Below are 20,253 nucleotides of genomic sequence, written 5' to 3'. Positions count from 1 at the left end.
ACACATGCGCGTGCGCCGCGGCAGAGTCAAAGCCGCTACGGCAAGGGCGGGGCGGTGCTCAGAAGCCGAACTGGCGGCTGGCGAGATCGTACATGATCTCCTCCGACCCGCCGCCGATCGCCATGACGCGAACCTCGCGGTAGATGCGCTCGACCCGGCCGCCGCGCACGAAGCTCGCACCGCCGAGGATCTGGCACGCCTCGCGCGCGCAATATTCCATGGTCTGCGTCGCCTGCACCTTGAGCAGCGCGAAATCGCCGGGGAAGGCGCAGTCGTTCTTCACCGTCCAGGCGGCGTGGTCGATCATCGCCTGCGTCGCGCCGATCATCTGCAGCATCCGCGCGAGCTTGTGGCGGATCGCTTGCCGCGTGACGAGCGGGCGCCCGAAGGTCTCGCGCTCCCGCGCCCAGTCCAGCGCATCCTCGTAGCAGATTCGCGCATAGGCCGCCGCCTGCTGCGCCATGCCGAGCCGCTCGCCATTGAAGTTGCGCATGATCCCGCCGAAGCCCGCATTCTCCGGCCCGACCAAGTTCTCGACCGGCACTTCGACATCGTCGAAATGGATCGTCGCCGTGTCGGATGCATGCCAGCCCATCTTGGCGAGCGGGGTGCGGGTGATGCCCTTGCGGTCCGTCTCGACCAGCAGCAGCGAGATGCCGCCCATGCCCTCATCTCCGGTACGCACGGCGAGCGTGATGTAGTCGGCCCGCATTCCGGAAGTGATGAGCGTCTTCGCGCCGTTGACCACGTAATGGTCGCCGCGCCGCTCCGCCTTGGTCTTCAGGTTCGCGACGTCCGACCCGCCGCCGGGCTCGGTAATGCCGAGGCAGATGATCTTCTCGCCGCTAAGCACCTGCGGAGCGATGCGCTGTTGCAATTCCTCGCTGCCCATCGCGACGATCGGCGGCAGGCCGATGCCGTGGATGAACAGCGATGCCGGGATACCGCCCGCGCCGGGGCGGCACATTTCCTCCGACTGGACGAGCGAGTGAAATATGTCGAAGCCGCGCTCCTCCATCGTTCCGCTGCCGCCGAGCCGTTCGGGATAGCCGAGGCCGATGAGCCCGGCCTCGGCCGCCTTGCGATGCAGGTCGCGCGGCAATTCGCCCGCCGCTTCCCACTCGTCGACATGCGGCATGATTTCCTTTGCGACGAAGGCGCGCACGCTCTGGCACACGGCCTCGTGCGTCTCGTCATAATGCGGCGAACGGGCGCGCCACTGGTCGAACGGGGGTGCGGTCATCTCAGCCCTCCATCAGCGGGATGCGCGGCAGTACGCCGGTCTGGCTCGATATGGCGAGCAGCTTGCCGTCTTGCGAGAAGTGCCGCGCCGAGCCGTGTACGACACCTCGGTCGAAAGCAGCGAGCTGCGTTACCGAAAGCATCCATCCGGCATCCGCTCCCTGCACGAAACGCAGCGTCGCATCGAGGCTCGAACCGCCGCGCGAGCGCGGATGTGCGCCGAGGAAAAAGTCGGAGACGATCGCGACCCAGCCGACATCGATCGCGAAGCCTGCGCGCGAACGGGTCCAGATGGCGTGGAGCCCAGCCTCGTTGTCCTCGCGCGCGACGCGGTATTCGATCTGGTCGATCAGCCCGCCCGGTGCGCGGCCCTCTATTTCATAGGGCGTGCTCTCTTCGGGCGAAGGCATGTCGGGCATGGCGGCGAAAATGTGCTGCTCGGCCGGCTCGCGCGCTCCCAGTGCAGCCGAGACACGGTGCGTCTGCCGCCCGTTGAGCTCGATTGCTGCCCCATATTGCGCGACCGACTGCCCGCCGCCGCGCTGTTCACACCGTACGTGCATTTCTTCCGCATGGGTCGTCGGGCTGAGGAACTGGATGTTCGCCCAGAGCAGCGGCAACTCGCTGTCGAGTTCCATCGCATCGATCGCTGCGGCGAGCGCGACACCGCCCATGACATGCGGCGCACCGTCCGGACCGGCGGTCGCAGGCGGCATGACGGGGAGGACGAATTGGCCGGGCCGGTCATTCGGGACGACGCGCCAGAAAGGATAGTTGGCTGCGCTCATCCCCGTCCGCCGTCCTCTCTCTCAGAGCCTCGGCAGGGTGACGCCGCGCTGGCCCATGTATTTGCCCGCGCGGTCCTTGTAGCTCGTCTCGCAGCGTTCGTTGCCCTTGAGGAAGAGGAACTGGCACGCGCCCTCGTTGGCGTAGATTTTCGCAGGCAGCGGCGTGGTGTTGGAAAACTCCAGCGTCACGTGCCCCTCCCAGCCCGGCTCGAGCGGGGTGACGTTCACGATGATGCCGCAGCGCGCATAGGTGCTCTTGCCGAGGCAGATCACCAGCACGTCTTCGGGCACGCGGAAATATTCGACCGTGCGGGCAAGCGCGAAGCTGTTGGGCGGGATGACGCATACGTCGGTTTCCCGGTCGACGAAGCTGTTGGCGGCGAAATCCTTCGGATCGACGACTGCGCTGTCGACATTGGTGAAAATCTTGAACTCGGGCGCGACGCGCGCGTCGTAGCCGTAGCTCGACAGGCCGTAGGAAATGCACCCCTCGCGGCGCTGCGCCTCGACGAAAGGCTCGATCATGCCTTCGTTGAGCGCCTTGTCGCGGATCCACTTGTCGGAAAGAATCGCCATGCGACAGGGATTCCCGAAGGGCTCATGGAGGGCAAGCGGTACGCGCGGATTGTCCCCGCCCGTGCATGGCTTGTCGCAGGTCAGCGAAGCTGCGGGTTGAGGCTCTTCACGTGGTCGAGCCACTTCTTCGGCTTGCGCAGCATGCTCTGCGGATAGCTCACTTTCAGGCCGACGATATTCGCCATCGCTCCGACGAAATGGAGGCAATTGCGCTTGTCGAGATCGTATCCCTTGCCCGGCGAATTGCGCCACGCGGCGACCTCCTTGCGGATGCGCCAGTATTCGGCATCGCTCAGCTTTACCGTGAAATGCCGCCTGGTCTTGCGGATATAGTCGGCCTTCTCGACCATGATGTCGTGATCGACCGGACCCTGCAGGATCGCCGGAGTCACCTCTTTCGCGGTGAAGCCGTAATTCTCGTTCACCGCCGTGCCGCTCTTTTCCAGCGTGCCTTGCATGACGATGAAGGCATGGGGATATCGGCCGCTGAACAGCCCCCCGCCGTAGCTGTGAAAGCTGAGCTCGACGTCCGCCGCGGCGGGCATCGACCAGCCGAGCGAGATGACGGCGAGAAGGATGGCGACCAGTTTCTGCACGGCCGCCCCTTTACCGGATCGGGCTATCAACTCGCAAGCAGGCTTGCATTGCCGCCCGCCGCGGTCGTGTCGATGCTGACGACGCGCTCGCTCGCGAAACGGGCGACATAGTGCGGGCCGCCCGCCTTCGGACCGGTGCCGGAAAGGCCGTCGCCGCCGAAGGGCTGGCTTTCCACCACTGCGCCGATCTGGTTGCGGTTGACGTAGAAATTGCCGACCCGGGCGCGTGATTCCACATAGGCGCGCACTGCATCGATGCGGCTGTGCAGGCCGAGCGTAAGGCCGTAGCCGGTCGCGTTGATGTCATCGACGACCTTGCCGAGGTCCTCTCCCTTGAAGCGCGCGATATGCAGCACTGGGCCGAAGTTCTCGCGCTTCAAATCGAGGATCGAATCGAGCTCGATGATTGTCGGCGCGACGAAGCAGCCTGCATTGGCGCCGCGATGCAGCTTGCGCCGCCACACGGTGCGCCCGGCCTTCTTGCGGCGCGCGACGTGGCGTTCGAGCGCGGCCTTGGCGTCGGGGTCGATCACCGGGCCGACATCCGTCTTGAGCACGGAGGGATCGCCGATCTCGAGCGTTTCGAAGGCGCCCTTGATCATCTCGATCATTTCGTCGGCGATATCGTCCTGCAGGTAGAGCATGCGCAGCGCGCTGCAGCGCTGGCCCGCGCTCTGGAAAGCGCTCGCCACGACGTCGCGCGTGACCTGTTCGGGCAGGGCCGAGCTGTCGACGATCATGGCGTTCTGTCCGCCGGTCTCGGCGATGAAGGTCGCGATCGGCCCCTCGCGTGCGGCGAGGCTGCGGTTGATCGCCTGCGCGGTTTCGGTCGAGCCGGTGAAGGCGACGCCCGCGATGCGCGGGTCCGAGGTGATCCACTGGCCGACATCGCCCGCGCCGGGCAGCAGCTGGAACACTTCCTGCGGGATGCCTGCCTCGTGGCATAGCTTCACCGCAAGCGCGGCGATGAGCGGCGTCTGCTCAGCCGGCTTGGCGACAACGGTATTGCCCGCGGCGAGCGCTGCGGCGGCAGGGCCGATGAAGATCGCGAGCGGGAAGTTCCACGGGCTGATCGTGGCAAAAACGCCCCGCCCGGCGAGCGACATGCGGTTCTCCTCGCCCGTCGGGCCGGGAAGGATCAGCGGCTCGCTGAACAGGCGGCGCGCCTCGCCCGCGTAATAGCGCAGGAAGTCGACCGCCTCGCGCAGTTCGAGCACTGCGTCGAGCAGCGTCTTGCCCGCCTCGCGCTGGCACAACGAGAGAAACTCGTCGGTATGCGCTTCGAACATGTCGGCCGCTTCTTCGAGCAGCAGCGCGCGCCTCTCTCCGCCCAGGCGGTTCCAGCCCGGCTGGATTTCGAGCGCCTTGCCGATGGCATATTCGACTTCCGCCGGGGTTGAATCGCGCCGCGTGCCGACCTCGTCCGACAGGTCCTGCGGCTTGTTGATCGGGGCGGTCTCGCCTTCCTCGTCGGAGAGGAAGGTCGGTTCGGCATGCCAGTGCACGCTATCGAGCTCCGCCAGCCGATCCAGCAGCGGCTCGCGCACCAGCGGGTCTGCCAGGTCGATCCCCGCGCTGTTGCGGCGGTTGGGAAAAATGTCAGCCGGAAGCGGTATATTCGGGTTGCGGCGCGGTTCGAGCGCGGCGAGCTCGGCCACCGGATCGGTCGCGAGTTCGGAGGCAGGCACGTCGGCATCGGCCATGCGGTTGACGAAGGAACTGTTCGCCCCGTTCTCGAGCAGGCGGCGCACGAGATAGGCGAGCAGGTCCTTGTGGTTGCCGACCGGCGCGTAGATGCGCACCGGCGTCCGGTCGTTACGCTCCATCTGTGCGAGCGCGCCGTAGATGTCTTCGCCCATGCCGTGCAGGCGCTGGAACTCGAAGGGGGCATCGTAATTGCGCTCCGCCACCAGCGACTTGATCGCGGCAACGGTATAGGCGTTATGCGTCGCAAAGGCCGGGTAGATGGTGTCGGGCGCATCGAGCAGCTTCGCCGCGCAGGCGAGGTAGGACACGTCGGTCGCGACCTTGCGCGTGAAGACCGGGTAGTCGGTGTAGCCGCCGACCTGGCTCAGCTTGATTTCGGTATCCCAGTAGGCGCCCTTGACGAGGCGGACCATGAAACGTCGGTCGAAGCGGCGGGCGAGTTTCACCGTCCAGTCGCACAGCGGAGCGGCGCGCTTGGAATAGGCCTGGATGGCGAGGCCGAAGCCGGCCCAGCCGCCCTGGAACAGCTCGTCGTCGGCCGCGAGCGCCTCGATCACGTCGAGCGAGACTTCGAGCCGCTCGGCTTCCTCGGCATCGATGGTGAAGTGCACGTCCGCATCGCGCGCGGCGAGGGCAAGTTCCTTCACCACGCGCACCAGATGCGCGACCGCGGCGTCGCGGTGGTAGAAATCGTATTTCGGGTAGAGCGCGGACAGCTTGACCGAGATGCCGGGCGAGCGTTCGATCCCGCCCTGTGCGGCCCTGGCCACGCGTTCGATCGCGCGCTCGTAGGACAGGCGATAGCGTTCCGCATCGCGCATCGTCATCGCCGCTTCGCCGAGCATGTCGAAACTGTGCGTCAGCCCCTGCTTGCGTTCCGGGGCGGCGCGCTTGAGCGCTTCGTCGATCGTGCGGCCGAAGACGAACTGCCCGCCGAGGATCTTCATCGCTTGCAGCGTCGCCTTGCGGATGACCGGTTCGCCGAGCCGGTTCATCGCGCCGCGCAGCGTGCGGCCCATGCCGCGCTGGTGTTCTTCCGGACGCTCGAGAACCTCGCCCGTCAGCATCAGCGAGAAGGTCGCCGCGTTGACGAAGGTGGACGAGCTTTCGCCGAGATGTTCCGACCAGTCGATATCGCCGATCTTGTCGCGGATCAGCGCGTCGGCGGTCGGGCTGTCGGGTACGCGCAGCAGCGCCTCGGCGAGGCACATCAGCGCGATGCCTTCCTCGGTATCGAGGCCAAACTGGTGGAGGAACGCGTCGATCCCCGTCGCCTTGTCCTCGCGCGCGCGCTCGATCAGCGCTTCGGCGAGCGGCTGGGTCTCGTCATGCAGCTTCGCGACCGGCGCCGCCTGGCGCAGGCGCTCCTCGATGCAGGCCTCCTCCTCCTGGCGATAGGCGAGGCGAATGGCGGTACGGTCGAGGGGTGCAAGCTTGGTCAATTCCGACTCATTGGTTTCGAGTGTAACGATTTCGACCGACTTGGACCCGCGCACGGTTGCGTTCAAGGCCTAGCGTGACCATGGGATGTGGAACGCATCACAAGGGAGACAGGCCGTGGCCGGGCGCTTTTTCGACGAATGGCAGGTTGGGGACCGGATCGAGCACGAAATCCGGCGCACAGTGACCGAGGCGGACAACCTCTTCTTCACGACGCTGACGCATAATCCGCAGCCGCTGCACCTCGATGTCGAGGCGGCCAAGGCATCGGAATTCGGCCAGATTCTCGTCAACGGCACTTTTACGTTTTCGCTGATGGTCGGCCTGTCGGTCGGGGACACGACGCTCGGCACGCTGGTCGCCAATCTCGGCTACGACAAGCTGGTTATGCCGAAGCCCGTTTTCCTCGGCGACACGCTGCGCGCGACGAGCGAGGTGACCGAGCTTCGCACGTCGAAATCGCGGCCCGATGCCGGCATCGTCACTTTCACTCACGAGGCTATCAACCAGCGCGACGAGGTCGTCTGCCGCTGCCTGCGATCGGCGCTGCTCAAGAAGTCGGGCTGACCCCCGCCAGCGACGCGGGTGCCGACTCGGTTTTTCGTGCGTTGAGAGCCCAAGGAGGCCGCATGTCGAAGGATCCGCAGAACCTCGAAGACATGATCGAAGGCGTCGAGCACCTCGCCGAGGAGAAGGAGAAAGTCTCTCTCGGCGATGCGCTCGATGAGTTCGGTTCGCGTAGCTATGGCCCGTTCCTGGTCTTGCTGCCGCTGCTCGAATTCAGCCCGCTCGGCGGTATCCCCGGCGTTCCGACCGGCCTTGCCGTCCTCATTGCGCTGATCGCGGTCCAGATCCTCTTCGGCAAGAAGCACATCTGGCTGCCCGCTTTCGTCCAGAACCGGAAGGTGAAGAGCAAGAAGATCGGCGCCTTCGCCGAACGGCTGGAGGGCACGGCGGAAAAGATCGACTCGCTGTTCCACAAGCGCCTGCAATCGCTCACTCACGGCTGGCCGGTTCGGGCGCAGGCGCTGATCATCATTGCCCTGTGCGCCATGGTCCCGCCGCTCGAAGTGGTCCCCTTCGCCAGCTCTGCACCGATGATGGCGATCGCCGCCTTCGGGCTTGCCCTCCTGATGCGCGACGGCCTGCTGACGCTGATCGCAGGCGCACTCAGCATCGGCTCGATCTACCTCGTCTTCACGACCGTCCTTTCCGGCGGCGGAGGCGGCTAGCACCTCGCTTGACTGGCGCGCACCTTCTGTCATCTTCGCCCCGTCGACGCAGGCAAACTGCGCGGCAGGGACGCGGGAGATAGGGAGGGGCTTTTTCATGAAGCTCAAGAAATGGGCGATCGCGGTCCTTGCGATCCTGCTGGCCGGCGGCATCGTCTACTGGCTGACGCGTGACGATCCGGAAGCGACGGCGCGCGAACTGGCCGATGCCGAAGCCGCGATCGAGCTAACGGAATATCCCGAGCAGGTCTTCTGGGGCGATACCCATCTCCACACCGACAATTCGGTCGATGCCTTCGGCTTCGGCACGCGGCTCGGCCCGGCAGAGGCGCTCAAGTTCGCCCGCGGCGACAAGGTCACTTCCACGACCGGGATCGAGGCGCAATTGAGCCGGCCGCTCGACTTCCTCGTCATCGCCGACCACTCCGACGGCCTCGGCGCGACCCGCCGCCTCTACGATGCCCCGCGCGTCGCGATCCAGGACCCGACGCTGCTGCGCTGGCACGACATGATGCATGAATCGCCCGAGCAGTCGCAGCGCGCAATCGCCGAGCTTATCACCGCGGCATCCGACGGCACTTTGCCCGCAGCCCTGCGCGATCCGGAACGCAGCGCCGAGACAACGCGCGACATCTGGACGACGCACCTCGCGACGATCGACAAATATTACGAGCCGGGCAAGTTCACGCCGTTTGCGGGCTTCGAATACACGCTGATGCCCGACGGCAACAATCTGCACCGCGTGGTCATGTTCCGCGACGGCTATGACCGCACCAGCCAGGTGCTGCCCTATCCGGGCCTGTCGACCACGCCGGAAGGGCTGTGGGACTACATGGACGGATACGAGGCGAAGACCGGCGGCAATGTGCTTGCCATCCCGCACAATTCGAACCTCTCGAACGGCCTGATGTTCGAGCTCACCATGAGCGACGGCGGTCCGATGAGCGCCGATTATGCCCGCAAGCGCGCCCAGCGCGAGCCGGTGGTCGAGGTGACGCAGATCAAGGGCGACAGCGAAGCGCACCCCTTTCTTTCGCCGAACGACGAGTTCGCCAATTTCGGCAATGTCGGCTGGGAATTGGGCAACCTGCCGCTCACCGCGCGCAAGGACAACAGCATGCTGGGCGGCGAATATGTCCGCGAGGCGCTGAAGCGCGGCCTGTCGCTCGAACAGCAGCTGGGCGCGAACCCCTACAAGTTCGGCATGATCGGCTCGACCGACAGCCACACTTCGCTGGCGACCGGCGACGAGGACAATTTCTTCGGCAAGCACACCGGTAACGAGCCGACGGAAGGCCGCGCCAATGAAGCGCAGAACCTCGGCACGCGAGACGGGCGTTATGGCTGGCACTACCTCGCCGGGGGCTATGCGGCGGTGTGGGCGCGGGCGAATACGCGCGCCGCGATCTTCGATGCGATGATGCGGCGCGAAGTCTACGCGACCACCGGCCCGCGCATGGTGGTGCGTTTCTTCGGCGGCTTCGGCTGGGACGAAGAATCTCTCGGCGGCGAGTGGGTCAGGACGGCCTACGAGACGGGCGTGCCCATGGGCGGCGAGCTGGACGACCGGGGCGAGGCACCGACCTTCATCGTCTCCGCCCTGAAAGACCCCGACGGCGCGCATCTCGACCGGGTTCAGATCGTCAAGGGCTGGACCGATGCGAGCGGCAATGCGCAGGAGCGGGTCTACGATGTCGTCTGGTCCGACATGGACGAACGTCGCCGCGTGGCGGGCAAGGTCCCGGCGGTCGGCGACACGGTCGACCGGAGCAATGCGACCTACACCAACACCATCGGCGCGCCCGAGCTGTCGGCCGTCTGGACCGATCCCGACTACCGCGAGGGCGAGCGGGCGTTCTACTACGTGCGCGTGCTCGAGATCCCGACACCGCGCTGGCCGCTGTTCGATGCGGTGAAATTCGGTTTCGAGCTGAGCGAGGATGCGCTGGCCGACGCGGTCGCGCAGGAACGTGCCTATACCTCGCCCATCTGGCTCGGCCCGGCGACAAGCGAGGCTCCGGCAGAACCGCAGACTGCAGCGCGGCGCGTGTGGCGCGCACCCTGGCGCGGATGACGCTGCCGAACTGGACGCGCGAACCGCTGGTCCATTTCCTCGCCGCCGGTGCGGCGCTGTTCCTCCTGTTCGCGTGGATCGGGGAAGAGGCCGATCCCGCGAGCCGCACGATCACCGTCACGAAAGAGGACCGCGCACGCCTCGCCCTCCAATGGGAACAGACGATGAGCCGCGCGCCGACCGATGCGGAGCTCGACGCGCTGACCGAGCAATTCGTGCGCGAGGAGGTTCTCTACCGCGAAGCGCTGCGACTGGGGCTCGACCGCGACGATGCCGTGGTGCGCAAGCGGATGGCGACCAAGATGGACTATCTCGCCAACAGCGCCGCCGAGACCGCGCAGCCGTCTGACGAAGTGCTGCAGGACTGGCTCGATACGCATGCCGCGCGTTTCGCCGAGGACGCGCGCTTCAGTTTCGAGCAGCGCTACTTCGCCGAACGGTCGCAGGCCGAGGCGGCTCTCGCTTCGGGGGTGAGTAAGGGTGAGGCGATCTCGCTCCCAGCCTCGCTCGTCATGCAGGAACGCGGCCGTGTAGCCGGCCATTTCGGCGAGGCATTCACCCGCTCGCTCGAAGCGATGGAGCCGGGCGAGGACTGGCAGGGGCCGGTCGCCTCCGGCTTCGGCTGGCACCTGGTGAAACTCACGGGACGGCAAGTGGGCGAAGTCCCGCCGCTCGATCAAATTCGCGATCGCGTCCTTGCCGACTGGCAGGCCGATACCGCGAAGGCCCGGCGCGAGGAGGGATACCGCATCCTGCGCGAAGCATACGAGGTCGAGATCGAGCGGTGAAATGGCTCGTCGCCCTGCTGATCGCGTTGGTTGCTGCGACACCGCTCGTGGCCGACGATCTGCGGCCCGGTTACATGGAATGGACCGAAACCGCGCCGGGTGAATGGCGCCTCGCGTGGAAGCAGCCGCTCAACCAGCCCCCGGTCGGCGAGCCGCCGCTGCCCGTCCTGCCCGAGGTCTGCCAGTTCGCGGGCGATCCGACCGTCGGTGCGGGGGTCGGCGCGCTTGTCGGGAGCGCGGAAGTCACTTGCACCGCGCCGATCGAAGGGCAGGCGATCGGCATGGCGGGAATGCTCGGCCAGGCGGACATGCTGGTGCGCATCGCGCCGCTGAAAAGCGAGATTCGCACGCTGCGCCTCACGGCCGCGCAGCCGAGCGCCGTGCTCGAAGTCGAAGCACCCGCTGGCAATGTCTGGCGGACCTATTTCGTCCTCGGCGTCGAGCACATCCTCGCCGGGTGGGACCATTTGCTCTTCGTGATCGCGCTGGTCCTGCTGGTGCGCGGGTGGAAGCGCGTGGTCGCCGCAGCGACGGCCTTCACCGTGGCGCATTCGATCACCTTGGCGGGCGCCTCGCTCGGGCTGGTCGGGCTGCCCGCACGGCCCGTGGAGGCGATCATTGCACTCTCCATCGTGTTCCTCGCGTGGGAGGTGCTGCGCGCCCAGCGCGGCGAGGAGGGAATGACGCAGCGCCTGCCGTGGGTCGTCGCCTTCCTGTTCGGCCTCGTCCATGGCTTCGGTTTCGCGGGCGCGCTGAACGAGATCGGCTTGCCCGAGGGTGAGGTCGTCGCCGCGCTGCTCGCCTTCAATATCGGGGTCGAGGCGGGGCAGCTCCTAGTGGTCGCGCTGGTCCTGCTGCTTCTCGAAGCCGTTCGCCGCATCGCGCATGGAGCGCTCGCCCCGGCGGTCCGGGTCGCGAGCTACGGCATCGGGATCACCGGCGCTTACTGGCTGGTCGAACGCGTCGTCGGCTGAGCGAGCTCGCCGCCGCCCAAGGCCTGCCACAAGAGCACGCGCGCCCGCTCTGCACGGCCACGCGCGGCCGCTGCCCGCTCGCCGCTCGCATCGGCGGCGCGGCGCGCTTCGAGCACGGTGAGGAAGTCGGACAGGCCGGCGCGATAACGCGTGTCGGCGAGGCTCGCGGCCCGCTCTGCCGATGCGAATTCGCGCTGTGCGGCGGCAAGTTCATTGTCGGCTGCAACGACGAGCCCGTAGCCCGCCTCCGCATCGCCGAGCGCGGTGAACACCGCCCCGCGATAGCCTTGGAACGCCCCACGCTTGTTGGCCGCAGCCCCATCAATTTCCGCCTCGATCCGGCCGAAGTCGAGGATCGGAGCGAGCAGCCCTGCCGTGAGCGAGCCGACTATCGAATCGCTGTCGAACAGGTCGCCGAGGTCGAAGGCGAGCAACCCGAGCGTCGCCGACAGGTCGAATTGCGGGAAGCGCCGCGCGGCTGCTGCATAGAGATCGGCATCGCTCGCCGCGAGGCGCGCGGCAGCGGCCTGCACGTCGGGTCGGTTGGCGAGCAATTGCGAGGGGAGCGTCGCCGGAGCCGGCGGCTGGGCAGGGTCGGGTGCGGGTTGATCGAGGCTCGCGCGGACCTGCGACGCCGGTTGAGCCGTCAGCGTGATGAGCCGCCCGACGATCCGTGCACGCTCGCTTGCCAGCGCAGCGATCCGGCTGCGGCTCGCCTCGGCGGCGCTTTCGGCGCGCACGCGGTCGAAGCCCGGCGCGATCCCTGCCCGCTCGCGAGAACCTGCAAGCTGGGCGAGCCGCTCGGCCGCTTCGAGGTCCTGCCTAAGCGCATCCTCGCGTGCGGCCAGCGTGCGCCAGTCGATCACCGAAGCGGCGATTTCGGAAAGCAGCGCTAGGCGCACGGCGGCGGCTTCCGCGCTTGCCGCATCGACGCGGGCGAGGGCCGCGCGTTCCTGTGCCCGTAGCCGCCCGAACAGGTCGGGATCCCACGAAGCGGACAGGTTCGCGCCATAGCTCACCCGCTCGGTATCGAAGGCGATGCCCTGCGGCAGGTTGGTTCCGAACTGGGCCGGGTTGGTGCGTGTCCCGGTGACCGATGCGCCAGCCCCAACGCTGGGGAGGCGGCGCGCGCCGGCCCCAGCCGCGCCAGCCCGCGCCGCTTCGACCCGCGCGGCAGCTTCGGCAAGCGTGGGCGCATCGGCGAGCGCGGCGGCAGACAGGTCGGCAAAAGCGGGATCGCCGGTCGGCAGCAGCGTATCGACTTGCGATGCGACCGCATCGGCGGGCAGGTAGGCGAAGCTTTGCGGCAATGCTGGTGGCGCAGTGTCGATCTCCGGCGGCGGGCCCGCGACGCAGGCCGCAAGCGCCAGGCTCCCCGCAGAAGCCAGGAACAGGCGGCGCATCACTCGGCCTCGCTTTCGACGGCGGGAATGAAGGCATCGACCTGCTGGCCGACGCGGAACAGGCCGTCGGTTTGGGGCAACTCGTAGAGCACTTGCAAGACGCGCACATCGACGCGTTCGGACGCGCTGTTGGTCAGCGATCGCTTGGGCACGACGAGCGGCTCGGCGCGCACGAAGCTGGCCTCGACCTGCCGATCGGATGCACCGCGCGGCGCGACGAATGCGGGCGCGCCCATCTTCACGCGCGGCGCTTCGGATTCGTCGATATCGATGCGCACGTAGAGCGGCTGCGTCTGTCCCATCTCGATGAAGGCCTGCGAACTGCCGCCGCCCATGGTCGAGACATATTCGCCCGGGCGGATGTTGACCGCGAGGATCTCGCCCGAAATCGGCGCGCGCACGGTCAGGCGGCCAAGCTCGGTCCGCGCACTACCGGCAGCGGCCTCGGCTGCAGCAAGACGCGAGCGGGCGAGCTGGAGGCGCTGGGCGGCGGCATTGGCCTCGCCCTCGGCGCGGATCACTTCGGCGCGGCTGACGGCGGCCGGGTCGTCGACATTGCGGTAGAGCGCGAGCTGCTGCTGGGCCGTGCTGCGCGCGGTCTGCGCCTCGGCAATCGCGGCACGCGCTTCGCCGATGGCGGCTTCCGCCTCACGCAGGCGGGCGCGGGCGGCGCGATCGTCGACGTTGAAGAGCGGCTGGCCCTTGGTCACGCGGTCGCCCGGCGCAACGCGCAGGTCCGTGACGAGGCCGGAAAGCGCAGTGCCGATGGCGATGACCTCGCTTGACGGTTCGACCACGCCCGATCCGGCCACGCGGGCGGAATTGGCTAGTTCGCCGGTCGCGCGCGGCGGGTCGTTCTCCGGTTCGGAAAGCTCGCGATCGGGCAGGCCGCGCCAGATGAAAATTACCGCGAGGAGAAGCCCGACGACGGCGATCACCGGCAGGATCTTGCGGCTGAAGCTCAGGTTTTCGGGGAGGATTGCCATGGCTTGTCGGGTCCTAGTGATCGTCCGGCATCTCGGTGCCGTCATGGGTGATGCGCCCGTCCTCGAGCACGAGGATACGGTCGGCGAGGTCGAAAATGCGGTTGTCGTGGGTGACAATGATGCAGGCGCGGTCTTCCGCCACCGCGACTTCGCGCAGCAGGTCCATCACGCGCCGGCCGGACTTCGCATCGAGCGCGGCGGTCGGTTCGTCGCACACCACGAGGCGCGGTTCGTGGACCAGCGCGCGGGCGATGGCGACGCGCTGCTGCTGGCCGCCCGAAAGCTGGCTCGGCAGCTTGTTCGCCTGGTCCGCGATGTTGAGCTTGTCGAGCATGGCGACAGCCCGCTCGCGCGCCTCGTGCCGGTGCATGCCCTGCGCGATCAGCGGGACGGCGGCGTTGGAGGCGGCATCGATCGCGGGGATCAAATTGTACTGCTGGAAGATGAAGCCGATGTTCTGCAGGCGGAAATTGACGAGGTCAGTGTCGGACAATCCGTAGATGTCGGTCCCAAATACGCGCACATGACCCAGCGTCGGCCACAGGATGCCGCACATGATCGAGATGAGCGTCGTCTTGCCCGATCCGCTCTCCCCGACGAGGTAGGTCAGCTCGCCCGCCTTCACCTCGAGGTCGATGCCGTGAAGCACGGTGATCGTCTGCTGTCCGGCCTGGAAATCGCGCGTGACGCCGCGCGTGCAAATCGCCGCAGTCGGGTCGCAGCCGCCGATGGCCGAGGTATCCATCTTCGTGCCCATCAGCGGAATACCGCCGCCGGTTCGGTCTTCATCACGCCGCGCAGGGCGATGAAGCCGGTAACGAGGATGATGAGCACCATCGCCACGAGCGAGAAGAGCGGGATTTGCCAGGGGATGTAGAAGCCCTTGAAGGTCGGGTTGCCGGAAAACATGAAGATGAAACCGACCGTGCCGAGCACGCCGAGCGCATAGCCGATGATGCCGACCATCGCGGCCTGCGCGGCGACCATGCGGGCGATCTTGCCATTGGTCACGCCGATCGCCTTCAATGCGCCGAACTGCTTGATGTTGTCGCGGATGAAGAGGCTGAAGGTCAGGCCGACGATCGCCACGCCGACGATGAAGCCGAGCAGCACGGTGATGCCGAAGTTGAACGGGATGCCGGTGTTGTCGACGATGAACTGCACCCCGTCGCTCGCGAATTCGTCGCGCGTCTGCGCCTTGAGGCCGGTCTGCTGCTCGATCCTCTCTGCGACTTCCGCGGGCGTCGAGCCGTCCGATACGCCGACGAGCACGAAGCTGAGGCGGTTGCGGGTGCCGGGCACGTAGCGCAGCGCTTGGCTGTACTTGGTGTAGAGCACGACGGTGCTGGTGAAGCTGGGGATCGCATCGGCGATTCCGCGGATCACGGCGCGCTGGTCGTTCAGCTCCAGCCTTTCGCCGATCGGGCTCTGGCCGGGGAACATGCGGGTCATGCCGACATCGTCGATGATGACGGAGTCCGGCTGGGAGAGCACATCGGTGCTGCCTTCGACCATGTTCTTGGGCAGGCCGATCAGCGTCGCATCGTCGACGCCGATGATCGCAACGCCCTCGAGATCGCCGTCCTTGGTCCTGACGGTAGCCTGTCCGCGAATATGCGGCACGGCCCATTCGACACCGGGGACGCCGCGCACCTGGTCGAGCGCGGTCGAGGGCATGGCATAGGCGACGTCGGTCGTGCGGCTGACCGGGTCCATTACCCAGACCTGCGCTTCGGAAACATTGTAGACCCCGCTCGCCCCGCGCTCGAGCAGGTTGACGAAAATGGTCAGCTGCTGGGTGATGAGAAGGGTCGAGAAGGCGATGCCGAACAGCAGCCCGTAGAACTTCTGCCGGTCGCCCGTCAGCATGCGGATGGCAATCCAGATCATCGACCCTGGGGAACCTCGTGCTGGTGGCGGGGTTGCAAGTACGAGCGACTCACCGCATTATTGAACGGTATCGTTTAATTGAACGGGGACGTTCACTTTGTCAACTCAGTTGCGGAAAAGGACTGGTCGACCGACCGACCTCGCCAAGCGCGAGGCGATCGTCGATGCTGCGTCCGATGCGTTCTTCCGCGACGGATACGCCGCCTCCGCAATCGAGCAGATCGCAGCCGAAGCAGGCGTATCGAAGGTGACGGTCTACAACCACTTCGGCGACAAGCGCGGGCTGTTCACTGCCGCGGTCGAGCGCGAATGCGAGAAAATCCGCGGGCATTTCAGCCTCGAATCGATCGGGCGCGGCGGCCTGCGGGAACGGCTCACGGCGATCGGCGAAGCGATGGTCGCCTTCCTCTCGCGCGACGAGATGGTGCAATTCGAACGGCGGATCGCGGCGGAAACCGAGCATGAGCCGGCCATAGGCATCGCATTCCTCGATGCCGGCCCGCGCCGGATGAAACGCGCGTTCACCGTGCTGATCGAGGCGATGCGCGACAGCGGCGAATTGCAGGTCGAGGATGCGGAACTCGCCGCCGAACAGTTCGCCTCGATGTGCAAGGGACTGGGCGATCTGGAGCGCCGTTTCGGTGCCGGGAACGACCATGCACGCAATGCCCAGCGCATCGCGGGCGCGGTCGAGGTTTTCCTCCAGGCCTACGCCCTCGATAAGACTGATCGGAATAACGCGTAGTCGCAAACGCCTTTCGCGCGCGCGTCAACTTGTCATTCACGCCCCTGATCCTACATAATCGGGGTTACGAAAGGACGCTTCATCGCGATGAACGACGACAACAATCCCGAGCCGCAGGGCCAGAACCCCTGGGTGAAGAGCCTGATGATCTGGGGCGGCATTTTCCTCGCCCTGCTGCTGGTTGCGACGATGTTCGGCAATGCGGGCCCGGGCACGACCACCGAAATCGACTATTCGGGTTTCCGTGCGCAGGTCGAGCAGGGTGAAGTCGAAGAGGTCCAGATCGGGCCGGATCGCATCACCGGCAAGCTCAAGAACGGGGAGGCATTCTCCACCGTTCCGGTCGCCGGCGATGGTGAGCTTACCAAGCTGCTCGAAGAGAAGAACGTCCGCTACACCGGCGCGGCGCGCGAGACGATGAACCCGCTGCTGGTCATCCTCCTCCAGTCGCTGCCTTTCCTCCTGATCCTCGGCATCGCCTTCTTTGCCCTGAGGCAGGTGCAAAAGGGCGGAGGCGCTGGCGGCGCTATGGGCTTCGGCAAGTCGAAGGCCAAAATGCTGACCGAAAAGCAGGGCCGCGTGACCTTTGCCGATGTCGCAGGCATCGACGAAGCGCGCGAGGAGCTGGAAGAAATCGTCGAGTTCCTGAAGGACCCGCAGCGCTTCTCCAAGCTCGGCGGCCAGATCCCCAAGGGTGCGCTGCTGGTCGGCTCGCCCGGTACCGGCAAGACGCTGCTCGCTCGCGCAATCGCAGGCGAGGCGGGCGTGCCCTTCTTCACCATTTCCGGTTCGGACTTCGTCGAGATGTTCGTCGGCGTCGGCGCCAGCCGTGTGCGCGACATGTTCGAACAGGCGAAGAAGAACGCGCCGTGCATCGTCTTCATCGACGAAATCGACGCGGTCGGCCGTTCGCGCGGCCACGGCCTCGGCAATTCGAACGACGAACGCGAGCAGACGTTGAACCAGCTGCTGGTCGAGATGGACGGCTTCGAGGCGAACGAAGGCATCATCATTATCGCGGCGACGAACCGTCCCGACGTGCTCGACCCCGCGCTGCTGCGCCCGGGCCGTTTCGACCGCCAGGTCGTGGTGCCCGTGCCCGACATCGAGGGCCGCGAGAAGATCCTCGAAGTGCACATGAAGAAGGTTCCGCTCGCACCCGATGTGAACCCGCGCACCATTGCGCGCGGCACTCCGGGCTTCTCGGGTGCGGATCTTGCGAACCTCGTCAACGAGGCTGCGCTGCTGGCTGCACGCCGCAACAAGCGCCTCGTCGCGATGCAGGAATTCGAGGACGCGAAGGACAAGGTCATGATGGGCAGCGAGCGCCGCTCGATGGTCATGACCGAGGACGAGAAGAAGATGACTGCCTATCACGAGGCGGGCCATGCGCTCGTCTCGCTGAACGAGCCGGCATCGGACCCGATCCACAAGGCGACGATCATCCCGCGCGGCCGTGCGCTGGGCATGGTGATGCGCCTGCCGGAACGCGACAACTACTCCTACCACCGCGACAAGATGCATGCCGACCTCGCCGTCAGCATGGGCGGCCGCGTCGCCGAGGAGATCATCTTCGGCCACGACAAGGTGTCGAGCGGCGCAAGCTCCGACATCCAGTATGCGACCAGCCTCGCGCGCAACATGGTCACCAAGTGGGGCATGTCCGACAAGCTCGGCCCGCTGCAGTATGAAGAGCAGCAGGAAGGCTATCTCGGCATGGGCCAGTCGGCCCGCACCATGGGTTCGGCAGAGACGAACAAGCTGATCGACGCCGAAATCCGCGACCTCGTCGAAGGTGCGCACAAGCGGGCGACCGAAATCCTGACCGAGCAGGAAGACAAGCTGCACCTCCTCGCCCAGGCGATGCTCGAATACGAGACGCTGACCGGCGACGAGATCAAGCAGCTGCTCGAGGACGGCAAGCTCGAACGCCCCGACGAACCCAAGGGGCCGAGCAAGGTGAAGCCGATTACCGGTTCCGCCATTCCCAAGGCGGGCAAGAAATTCGGCGGAGGCACCGCGCCGCAGGGCGCCTGATCTTACAGTTCCGAAACGAGAAGGGCGCTGCGAGCAATCGCGGCGCCCTTTTTCGTATGCGTCCTCAGAACGCCCCGAGCAGGATCAGGATTTGCAGGAAGATCATCAGGATCACCACGATGAAGCTGCTGAGGACGAGCAGCCGCCAGATCGTGCTGAACCGGCCGATCTCGTAAGTCTTTCGCAGGTGCTTGTAGAGATGGAGCGGCGGCACAGTCATCAGCAGGCTGATGACCGCCACCGACGGTGCCCCGGCCACGCCGAGCAAGGTCGCGGTGATGATCAGCAACGTCATGAAGCTGAGCGAATAGGTCACGAAGATTGCGTGGTCGTAGGCCTTGAAGCGGCGCTTCCAGGCGAACAGCAGCCACACGAAGGGGATCGATAGCGGGATCAGCAGCCAGCTGAACTTGTAGAAATTCGCCTGCAATTTGTAGAGCATCAGCCCGGGGTTCTTGCGCCATTTGTCGACTGCGGCTTCTACGAAGGCGACATCCGAGGAGCCGACCGTCATCTTGGCGGTCTTGTCTTCCGACAGGTCGATGACCGTGTCCCGTTCCTCGCTATCGGGTGTGGGCTCCTCGGCGGCGGGCTCGTCGGCCTTGTCGGCAGCTTCGGTCACGCCGGCGAGGAACGGGATCTCCTCCTGCGCCGAGGCGATGCCTTCGAGCTCGCGCTCGACCTGCTGGAGCTCGACCTGCAGCTGCTGGCGTTCTCCCGGCTCCAGATCGCCCTCGGCCAGCTGCGCGTTCAGCTCGTCCTGCTTCGCTTCCAAGCGGGTGACTTCGCTGATCGCCAGTTCGCGCAGCTGCTCTGCCTGGTTGCCCTTGATCTCGGTCGGCGCAGTGATGCCGGCAAGCTGGAAGATGGCGAACATGAGGAAGATGGAGAACAGGAACAGCGCCATCGGCGAGACGAAGCGTGCGCGCTGCCCGTCGATATAGCGGCGGGTAAGCTGGCCCGGCTTGAACACCAGCATCGGCAATGTGCGCCACAGCTTGCCTTCGAAATGCAGCGCGCCGTGGAGCAACTCATGCATGAAACCGCCGATGGTGCGGTGGATGTGCCCGCGCTGGCCGCAGGCGTGGCAATAGGCGCCTTGCAGCGGCGTCCCGCAGTTCTCGCAATTCTCGGGCTGGTTGGGGTGGGCGGACTTCGCGCCCGAATGGGGTTCGATCGCGCGCGCGAACAGGCCGCCCTGCACTGCCGAGCCGAATGCTTCGCCGATGTCGCTCATGAGACCCCCTCTCTTCGCAAAGGCGAGCCTATCGCGGAGAGGGGCTGTGCTGCAACGCAAAAAGCCGCCCCGGTTCGGAGCGGCTTTTGCCTGGACTATTCAGTCCCTTGCGGTGCGCGGCGGCTCAGCCGTCGTAGTCGGCACCGATCGAAGTCGAGCGGGTCGGGGCGGATGCGGTGATCCGCAGCGCCTCGGCCGACTGGCTCAGCGAACCGATTTCATCGGCTTCGTCCTCATCGTCCGGCAGGATCTTCTGCAGGTTGGTGACGACCGCTTCGTGCAGTTCCTTCGGCTTGATCGTCTGCTCGGCGATTTCGCGCAGGGCGACGACCGGGTTCTTGTCGCGGTCGCGATCGATCGTCAGTTCGGCACCACCGGAAATCTCGCGCGCACGCTGTGCGGCAAGCAGGACGAGATCGAACCGGTTGGGAACCTTGTCGACACAATCTTCGACAGTAACGCGCGCCATTGGGCACTCCGATAAGCTTGGTGTTTCGGGAAAGTGCGCCAGATAAGGCGGGGGAGGGCGCGAGTCAAG

Annotated in this window: 18 protein-coding genes; 7 read left to right on the top strand and 11 right to left on the bottom strand. The window is 66.1% G+C overall.

Annotated features, from left to right (window positions below; all coding sequences use genetic code 11):
- Nucleotides 1-58 precede the first annotated feature (58 nt).
- The 5 genes from EO245_RS00965 to putA all read right to left on the bottom strand — a co-directional run bounded on the left by EO245_RS00965 (nucleotide 59) and on the right by putA (nucleotide 6,351).
- Complete coding sequence (locus EO245_RS00965) at nucleotides 59-1,243, bottom strand: acyl-CoA dehydrogenase family protein (RefSeq protein WP_128891174.1); 1,185 nt, start codon at nucleotides 1,241-1,243, stop codon at nucleotides 59-61.
- A gap of 1 nt (nucleotide 1,244) precedes the next feature.
- A complete protein-coding gene (locus EO245_RS00960) occupies nucleotides 1,245-2,030 on the bottom strand; it encodes an acyl-CoA thioesterase domain-containing protein (protein ID WP_128891173.1) in 786 nt (261 codons plus the stop codon).
- Nucleotides 2,031-2,051: 21 nt separating this feature from the next.
- Nucleotides 2,052-2,606 (bottom strand): dCTP deaminase, encoded by a 555-nt coding sequence (gene dcd / locus EO245_RS00955; protein WP_128891172.1) that lies wholly within the window; start codon nucleotides 2,604-2,606, stop codon nucleotides 2,052-2,054.
- Nucleotides 2,607-2,686: 80 nt separating this feature from the next.
- Nucleotides 2,687-3,202 (bottom strand): hypothetical protein, encoded by a 516-nt coding sequence (locus EO245_RS00950; protein WP_128891171.1) that lies wholly within the window; start codon nucleotides 3,200-3,202, stop codon nucleotides 2,687-2,689.
- A gap of 26 nt (nucleotides 3,203-3,228) precedes the next feature.
- Entirely contained in the window at nucleotides 3,229-6,351 is a 3,123-nt protein-coding gene (gene putA, locus EO245_RS00945; protein WP_199798665.1) for a bifunctional proline dehydrogenase/L-glutamate gamma-semialdehyde dehydrogenase PutA, read from the bottom strand.
- A 115-nt stretch (nucleotides 6,352-6,466) separates the two neighbouring features.
- Between putA and EO245_RS00940 the strand changes: the two genes are divergently transcribed.
- The 5 genes from EO245_RS00940 (at nucleotide 6,467) to EO245_RS00920 (ending at nucleotide 11,417) form a co-directional block, all read left to right on the top strand.
- Nucleotides 6,467-6,916: a MaoC family dehydratase gene (locus EO245_RS00940; RefSeq protein WP_128891170.1), complete on the top strand. Its 450-nt coding sequence runs from the start codon at nucleotides 6,467-6,469 to the stop codon at nucleotides 6,914-6,916.
- A 62-nt stretch (nucleotides 6,917-6,978) separates the two neighbouring features.
- Nucleotides 6,979-7,581 (top strand): exopolysaccharide biosynthesis protein, encoded by a 603-nt coding sequence (locus EO245_RS00935; RefSeq protein ID WP_128891169.1) that lies wholly within the window; start codon nucleotides 6,979-6,981, stop codon nucleotides 7,579-7,581.
- A gap of 97 nt (nucleotides 7,582-7,678) precedes the next feature.
- Nucleotides 7,679-9,655: a DUF3604 domain-containing protein gene (locus EO245_RS00930; protein WP_128891168.1), complete on the top strand. Its 1,977-nt coding sequence runs from the start codon at nucleotides 7,679-7,681 to the stop codon at nucleotides 9,653-9,655.
- Nucleotides 9,652-10,443, top strand: a complete 792-nt coding sequence (locus EO245_RS00925) for a peptidyl-prolyl cis-trans isomerase (protein ID WP_128891167.1) — start codon at nucleotides 9,652-9,654, stop codon at nucleotides 10,441-10,443. The genes EO245_RS00930 and EO245_RS00925 overlap by 4 nt, the downstream gene beginning before the upstream one ends.
- The gene (locus EO245_RS00920) at nucleotides 10,440-11,417 is read left to right on the top strand and encodes a HupE/UreJ family protein (RefSeq protein WP_234026919.1); all 978 of its coding nucleotides are present in this window, start codon (nucleotides 10,440-10,442) and stop codon (nucleotides 11,415-11,417) included. The genes EO245_RS00925 and EO245_RS00920 overlap by 4 nt, the downstream gene beginning before the upstream one ends.
- Here the strand turns inward: EO245_RS00920 and EO245_RS00915 are convergent.
- Genes EO245_RS00915 through EO245_RS00900 form a run of 4 tightly spaced genes read right to left on the bottom strand, consistent with a single transcriptional unit; the run spans nucleotide 11,387 to nucleotide 15,696 of the window.
- The gene (locus tag EO245_RS00915; protein WP_128891166.1) at nucleotides 11,387-12,820 is read right to left on the bottom strand and encodes an efflux transporter outer membrane subunit; all 1,434 of its coding nucleotides are present in this window, start codon (nucleotides 12,818-12,820) and stop codon (nucleotides 11,387-11,389) included. The two genes, EO245_RS00920 and EO245_RS00915, sit on opposite strands and share 31 nt — an antisense overlap.
- A complete protein-coding gene (locus EO245_RS00910; RefSeq protein WP_128891165.1) occupies nucleotides 12,820-13,806 on the bottom strand; it encodes an efflux RND transporter periplasmic adaptor subunit in 987 nt (328 codons plus the stop codon). Before EO245_RS00910 ends, EO245_RS00915 begins: the two co-directional genes overlap by 1 nt.
- A gap of 13 nt (nucleotides 13,807-13,819) precedes the next feature.
- Nucleotides 13,820-14,563 (bottom strand): ABC transporter ATP-binding protein, encoded by a 744-nt coding sequence (locus EO245_RS00905; RefSeq protein WP_234026918.1) that lies wholly within the window; start codon nucleotides 14,561-14,563, stop codon nucleotides 13,820-13,822.
- Nucleotides 14,563-15,696, bottom strand: a complete 1,134-nt coding sequence (locus EO245_RS00900; RefSeq protein ID WP_128891164.1) for an ABC transporter permease — start codon at nucleotides 15,694-15,696, stop codon at nucleotides 14,563-14,565. Before EO245_RS00900 ends, EO245_RS00905 begins: the two co-directional genes overlap by 1 nt.
- Nucleotides 15,697-15,805: 109 nt before the next feature.
- Here EO245_RS00900 and EO245_RS00895 point away from each other — a divergent pair, with 109 nt between their 5' ends.
- Both EO245_RS00895 and ftsH read left to right on the top strand, forming a co-directional pair.
- On the top strand, nucleotides 15,806-16,441 hold the full coding sequence (locus EO245_RS00895) for a TetR/AcrR family transcriptional regulator (protein WP_234026917.1): 636 nt from the start codon (nucleotides 15,806-15,808) through the stop codon (nucleotides 16,439-16,441).
- An 87-nt stretch (nucleotides 16,442-16,528) separates the two neighbouring features.
- A complete protein-coding gene (gene ftsH / locus EO245_RS00890) occupies nucleotides 16,529-18,478 on the top strand; it encodes an ATP-dependent zinc metalloprotease FtsH (protein ID WP_128891162.1) in 1,950 nt (649 codons plus the stop codon).
- 64 nt (nucleotides 18,479-18,542) lie between these two features.
- On the opposite strand, the gene EO245_RS00885 is transcribed toward ftsH, so the two are convergent.
- Complete coding sequence (locus EO245_RS00885; RefSeq protein WP_128891161.1) at nucleotides 18,543-19,715, bottom strand: DUF3667 domain-containing protein; 1,173 nt, start codon at nucleotides 19,713-19,715, stop codon at nucleotides 18,543-18,545.
- A 124-nt stretch (nucleotides 19,716-19,839) separates the two neighbouring features.
- On the bottom strand, nucleotides 19,840-20,184 hold the full coding sequence (gene rpoZ, locus EO245_RS00880) for a DNA-directed RNA polymerase subunit omega (protein ID WP_128891160.1): 345 nt from the start codon (nucleotides 20,182-20,184) through the stop codon (nucleotides 19,840-19,842).
- Nucleotides 20,185-20,253 lie beyond the last annotated feature (69 nt).

This window comes from Erythrobacter sp. HKB08 (assembly GCF_004114695.1).
Lineage (GTDB): Bacteria > Pseudomonadota > Alphaproteobacteria > Sphingomonadales > Sphingomonadaceae > Parerythrobacter_A.
The sequence above is the reverse complement of the archived record's forward strand: the minus strand, read 5'-3'. Positions and strand labels throughout refer to the sequence as shown.

Bases quoted from the DNA above. Each gene is read 5' to 3' on its own strand.
- EO245_RS00965 (WP_128891174.1), bottom strand. From the start codon at position 1,243: ATGACCGCACCCCCGTTCGACCAGTGGCGCGCCCGTTCGCCGCATTAT.
- EO245_RS00960 (WP_128891173.1), bottom strand. From the start codon at position 2,030: ATGAGCGCAGCCAACTATCCTTTCTGGCGCGTCGTCCCGAATGACCGG.
- dcd (WP_128891172.1), bottom strand. From the start codon at position 2,606: ATGGCGATTCTTTCCGACAAGTGGATCCGCGACAAGGCGCTCAACGAA.
- EO245_RS00935 (WP_128891169.1), top strand. From the start codon at position 6,979: ATGTCGAAGGATCCGCAGAACCTCGAAGACATGATCGAAGGCGTCGAG.
- EO245_RS00930 (WP_128891168.1), top strand. From the start codon at position 7,679: ATGAAGCTCAAGAAATGGGCGATCGCGGTCCTTGCGATCCTGCTGGCC.
- EO245_RS00925 (WP_128891167.1), top strand. From the start codon at position 9,652: ATGACGCTGCCGAACTGGACGCGCGAACCGCTGGTCCATTTCCTCGCC.
- EO245_RS00915 (WP_128891166.1), bottom strand. From the start codon at position 12,820: ATGCGCCGCCTGTTCCTGGCTTCTGCGGGGAGCCTGGCGCTTGCGGCC.
- EO245_RS00910 (WP_128891165.1), bottom strand. From the start codon at position 13,806: ATGGCAATCCTCCCCGAAAACCTGAGCTTCAGCCGCAAGATCCTGCCG.
- EO245_RS00905 (WP_234026918.1), bottom strand. From the start codon at position 14,563: ATGGGCACGAAGATGGATACCTCGGCCATCGGCGGCTGCGACCCGACT.
- EO245_RS00900 (WP_128891164.1), bottom strand. From the start codon at position 15,696: ATGATCTGGATTGCCATCCGCATGCTGACGGGCGACCGGCAGAAGTTC.
- ftsH (WP_128891162.1), top strand. From the start codon at position 16,529: ATGAACGACGACAACAATCCCGAGCCGCAGGGCCAGAACCCCTGGGTG.
- EO245_RS00885 (WP_128891161.1), bottom strand. From the start codon at position 19,715: ATGAGCGACATCGGCGAAGCATTCGGCTCGGCAGTGCAGGGCGGCCTG.
- rpoZ (WP_128891160.1), bottom strand. From the start codon at position 20,184: ATGGCGCGCGTTACTGTCGAAGATTGTGTCGACAAGGTTCCCAACCGG.